Source organism: Blautia sp. ZXY-1-C6, from assembly GCF_056339875.1.
The window spans coordinates 1-5,098 of sequence record NZ_JBWJVQ010000065.1 but is presented as its reverse complement, the minus strand read 5'-3'; the positions used below and the strand labels follow the sequence as shown (position 1 = coordinate 5,098).

Here is a 5,098-nt window from a genome sequence, read left to right as displayed (position 1 = left end):
TAGAGGTAACTTTTGTTATAATACCACCATCTTTCTGCTGGAAATGTACTTCATTGATGCTGTACGGTTCTGTGATATTCTCAAAGGTCTGTTTAAACAGATTGAAAATTTCGTCAGGATGAAGCTCTTTATGTTTGTGGTCTGAAACAGCTTTTGTGGCATATCCCATTGCTTCACGCATTTTCGGAGGAAGATTAAGCCCGAATTTGGTCTCAAGAATATATCCTACGCCGCCTTTGCCGGACTGGCTGTTGATGCGGATAACATCTGCGTCATAATTTCTTCCCACATCTGTCGGGTCGATCGGAAGATACGGAACATTCCAGTGATCCGGATCCTTGTCATCTCTCCAGTGCATACCCTTGGCAATTGCATCCTGATGAGAGCCGGAAAATGCGGCAAATACAAGTGCACCACTGTACGGACTTCTTTCGCCTACTTTCATTCCGGTACATTCTTCATATATTTCACAGATATGCGGCATATCAGAGAAGTCAAGTTTTGGATCTACACCCTGAGAAGACACATTCATACCAAGTGTAACAATATCTACATCTCCGGTACGCTCACCGTTTCCGAACAGTAGTACCCTCGATTCTGTCTGCACCTGCAAGTAATCCCATTTCAGAATCTGCAACACCGCATCCTCTGTCATTGTGCGGATGGAGAGATACGATTACATTCTCGCGGTATTTCAGATTTTCACACATATATTCTACCTGGCTTGCATATACATGCGGCATGGAATGCTGTACAGTTACAGGCAGATTGATGATGCATTTGTTATCTGCTGTAGGCTGCCATACATCAAGAACTGCATTGCATACTTCCAGAGCGTATTCCGGTTCTGTGCCTGTAAAGCTTTCAGGGCTGTACTCAAACTGGAAATTTCCTTCTGTTTCATCAGCCAGTTTCTTTAATAATGCGGCACCATCCACTGCAATCTTTAAGATTTCTTCTTTGGATTTCTTAAATACCTGTTCTCTCTGAGCTACAGAGGTGGAATAGTACACGCGTACAGTTGCCTTCGGTGCGCCTTTGACAGCTTCAAAAGTTTTGCGGATGATATGCTCTCTGGCCTGAGTCAGAACCTGAATAGTTACATCCTGTGGGATCAGATTCTGCTCGATCAGGGTACGCAGAAATTCATATTCTGTTTCAGAAGCAGCCGGGAAACCTACTTCAATTTCTTTGAAACCGATTTTTTACAAGAAGTTTAAAGAATTCAATTTTCTGTTCCAGACTCGTCGGAATCACCAGTGCCTGATTACCGTCACGAAGGTCTACAGAACACCAGACAGGTGCTTTGTCCACATATTCTTTTTCTGCCCATTTCATGCATTTAACAGGCGGCATAAAATACTGTCTCTGATATTTGCTTGGATTCATCATTTTTTCTTCCTCCGTTATGTAAATATTATGTTTGGACTGTGGGGATTGACTGTAAAAAGACATAAAAAAATCTTCCATCTCCACAGACTTATCTGCAAGAGACGAAAGATATTATCATCTTACGCGGTACCACTCTTATTTATGAACAATGTCATACACTCATGGGATAACGGAATCTCCGGATATCCGGTATTCTTATATCCTCTCCATATAACGGTGGAAACCGTCTGCACCTACTCTTGTATAATTTCAGGCAGCTGCTCAAAGGCGAGTTCCACAATTTCCTTCCACTGCTTCTCAGCAACCAGCAGTTCTCTGTGCTCCGGTCCGAGTGTACTATTCCCTATCATTGCATTTTACTTATAACTTTATTTGGCTTTTTTGAAATGAAATGAACATACGTCTGAATCATTCATTGTAAAAATATACTACAAACGATTTAACCATATGTCAGTCGGGGCAACAGGATTTGAACCTGCGACCTCACGGCCCCCAGCCGTGCGCGCTACCAAGCTACGCCATACCCCGTAACGCAAGTTAGTATAACAAATTATTTCTGTGATTTCAACTGTTTTTTGAAAAATTTACAAAAATTATACAAATTTAGCAGGAAGAAATTTCATGTACTTTTTTATGTTATAAAATTTCTTCCTGTTTATCCTATGTACAAGCCTTACAATCATCTGTTACAGTTACGCTGGCATGATGGCTTTTTCCAAATTGTCTACACGCATATCCAGTTCAAAAACTTTCTCTCGAGTTTCCTTATTCTCCTTTCTATAGCGAAGCTCATCCATACGTGAATCAAATAGGGCAGATATTTTTCTGTCAATTTCATTTTCCAGTTTAAGTTCTATAGTTTTTACGCTTCCCTTGAGTTGCACAATATCTGATTTCATGTTCGTGATATCCGTCTTCATGTTTGTAATATCTGCCTTCATGTTCGTGATATCTGTCTTCATGTTTGCAATATCTGTCCTCATATCTGCGATATCGTTCTTTACATCGGACATATCATTTTGAAAACCGGCAATGCTTCCCTGTATAGAAAAAAGGATATTTCTCAATTCCGCATCTTCCACATTCTTCCCTCCTTTCGTTATAGTACGTTTCGTTCTCTTTTGTATAGAACCAATTGTACCATTGAAGGAAGAAAAAGTCTACAGCGAAATTATTATAATATTTTTATAAGACATCTTCGGCAAATTATAACTTATGTATAAACAGCCCACTCCGAAGTTTTGGCTCAAACCAGGTGGATTTTGGAGGCATTAATTTGTTCTCGTCTGCAATCTTCATCAGGTCTTCCATAGATGTCGGGTACATGACAAAGGCTACACCGCCGGTTCTGTCCGCAATCTCTGCCAGCTCTGCTGCCTTATGGCTTCCGCCCACAAAGGAGATTCTCTGGTCTGTGCGCGGATCTTCGATTCCAAGGACTGGTCTGAGGACTTTTTCCTGAAGAATGGATACATCCAGCTGTCCGACCACGTCCTTCTTCTCATAGATATCCGGCCATGCTTTCAGGTGATACCACTGTCCGTCCACATACATTCCCATACAATGCTTCTCTACAGGCTTGCATGGAAATCCCGGCATCAGCATCAGTTCAAAGTTGAACTTCAGGGCGCCCAGAAATGCCTTTACAGTCAGGCCGTTCAAATCTTTTACAATCCTGTTATAAGGAAGAATGCAGAGCTGATCATAGGGAAATACAACAGACAGGAAATAATTAAACTCTTCCTCCCCTGTATATCCCGGATTCTGTTCTCTTCTCTTTAAACCTACTTTTACAGCGGAAGCTGCGCGGTGATGTCCATCTGCGATGTACAGAGAATCAATCCCTGCAAATTCCTTATTTATTTCAGAAATAACCTCATCTTCATCAATCACCCATACTCTGTGTGTGATCTGATCCTCTTCTGTAAAATCATATGCTGCTTCATGATGATCTTTCCAGTTATTCATCAGTGTAAGCAGAGAATCCGGATATCTGCATGCCAGAAAAATAGGACCGGTATTTGCATTACAGGAATCTACATGGTGGATCCTGTCCTGTTCCTTATCTTCTCTGGTAAGCTCATGTTTCTTCACTACACCATTCATATAATCATCAATGGAACTGCATCCTACGATACCGGTCTGTGTCTTTCCTTTTCTTACAAGTTCATATATATAGTAACAGGCCTTCTGATCCTGAACAAGAATTCCCTTTTCTTCCATATTGTCAAGATTTTCTTTTGCTTTTTCATAAACCCGATCATCATACAGATCTGTCTCAGGTTCCAGATCCATTTCCGGTCTGTCAATATGAAGAAAGGACAGGGGATTCTCATCTCCGATTGATTTTGCTTCTTCCCGGTTTACCACATCATATGGAAGTGCTGCCACATCAGCAGCCTTTTCCGGTGTAGGTCGAAGTGCCCGGAATGCATGAAATACTGCCATAATATTTTCTCCTCTTCTGTATCTTTTGTATTGCTCTTTTATACCCACTTTACTGTCTATCCTGTAAAAATAAAACGAACATTACTCATTATTTTATCATATCCAAATCCTTATATCAATGTACAAATTATGAAACCTAATTTTTTTTTGAAAAACCTAAAAATTTTTGTATTTTTCTATTGCAATTTTTAAAATATATGGTATGATAGAATCACAAGTTAAGGAAACCAAATGATAATTTTTAAGGGAGGTCATTTTATGACAGAAGGATTAAAATGGACTGTAAACGAGGTTCCGAAATCAGATGATAAACACCTGGAACTGATGTCCGAAGAAAATGTAAAGAAAGCAAATGAGTTCCACAGAAGTTTCCCACAGTACAGTGTGACGCCTCTTCAGAACCTTTCATCCCTTGCGAAATATTTAGGAGTAAAAAATATTTTCTGTAAGGATGAATCCTATCGCTTTGGCTTAAATGCTTTCAAAGTACTTGGAGGTTCTTATGCAATGGGCCGCTATATCGCAAAAGAACTTGGACGTGATATCAGCGAGCTGCCATACAATGTTCTCTCTTCTGATAAATTAAGAGAAGAATTCGGACAGGCTACATTCTTTACTGCAACAGACGGTAATCATGGACGTGGAGTTGCATGGGCAGCTAACCGCCTTGGACAGAAAGCAGTTGTAAGAATCCCTAAGGGAACAACAAAGACTCGTTTCGATAACATTGCCAAAGAAGGTGCTACTGTTACGATCGAAGAAGTAAACTATGATGACTGCGTAAGAATGGCTGCAGCAGAAGCTGCCGAAACAGAACATGGTATCATCGTTCAGGATACCGCATGGGACGGATATGAAGAAATTCCATCCTGGATCATGCAGGGATACGGAACACTGGTTCTTGAGGCTGACCAGCAGTTAAAAGAAATGGGTGTTGAACGTCCGACACATGTATTTGTTCAGGCCGGTGTTGGTTCTTTAGCAGGTGCCGTAGTCGGTTATTTCGCTCATAAATATAAAGATAACCCGCCGGTTATCGCTGTCTGTGAAGCAAGTGCTGCTGACTGCCTGTGCCCGCTCCGCTGTTGCAAAGAACCAGGAAATCTGGTAAATGTTACAGGTGATCTTCAGACAATTATGGCCGGTCTTGCATGCGGTGAGGGAAGTATGATCGGATGGGATATCCTGAAAAATCACGTAGATGTATTTGCATCCTGTCCTGACTGGATGAGCGCAAAGGCAACACGTATCTACGCTA

3 protein-coding genes, 1 tRNA gene, 1 pseudogene and 1 other annotated feature are annotated in these 5,098 nt (G+C 41.1%); of the genes and pseudogenes, 1 reads left to right on the top strand and 4 read right to left on the bottom strand.

Features of this window, described 5'->3' with window-relative positions; translation table 11 throughout:
- The 4 genes and pseudogenes from AC075J_RS02630 to AC075J_RS02615 form a co-directional block, all read right to left on the bottom strand.
- Positions 1-1,392: pseudogene (locus AC075J_RS02630) on the bottom strand (2-isopropylmalate synthase); the annotation flags it as partial.
- A 94-nt stretch (positions 1,393-1,486) separates the two neighbouring features.
- Positions 1,487-1,751: a binding site (T-box leader), on the bottom strand.
- A gap of 95 nt (positions 1,752-1,846) precedes the next feature.
- Positions 1,847-1,920: transfer RNA gene (locus AC075J_RS02625), tRNA-Pro, on the bottom strand.
- Between the two features lie 164 nt (positions 1,921-2,084).
- The gene (locus AC075J_RS02620) at positions 2,085-2,474 is read right to left on the bottom strand and encodes a hypothetical protein (RefSeq protein WP_022381422.1); all 390 of its coding nucleotides are present in this window, start codon (positions 2,472-2,474) and stop codon (positions 2,085-2,087) included.
- Positions 2,475-2,598: 124 nt separating this feature from the next.
- Complete coding sequence (locus AC075J_RS02615) at positions 2,599-3,840, bottom strand: DUF1015 domain-containing protein (RefSeq protein WP_022381423.1); 1,242 nt, start codon at positions 3,838-3,840, stop codon at positions 2,599-2,601.
- A gap of 258 nt (positions 3,841-4,098) precedes the next feature.
- On the opposite strand from AC075J_RS02615, the gene AC075J_RS02610 reads away from it, so the two are divergent.
- Positions 4,099-5,098 (top strand): diaminopropionate ammonia-lyase (locus AC075J_RS02610; RefSeq protein WP_476389952.1); only part of this gene is annotated, 1,000 nt, incomplete at its 3' end.

Excerpts from the sequence above, each read along its gene's own strand:
- AC075J_RS02615 (WP_022381423.1), bottom strand. The coding sequence starts at position 3,840 with ATGGCAGTATTTCATGCATTCCGGGCACTTCGACCTACACCGGAAAAG.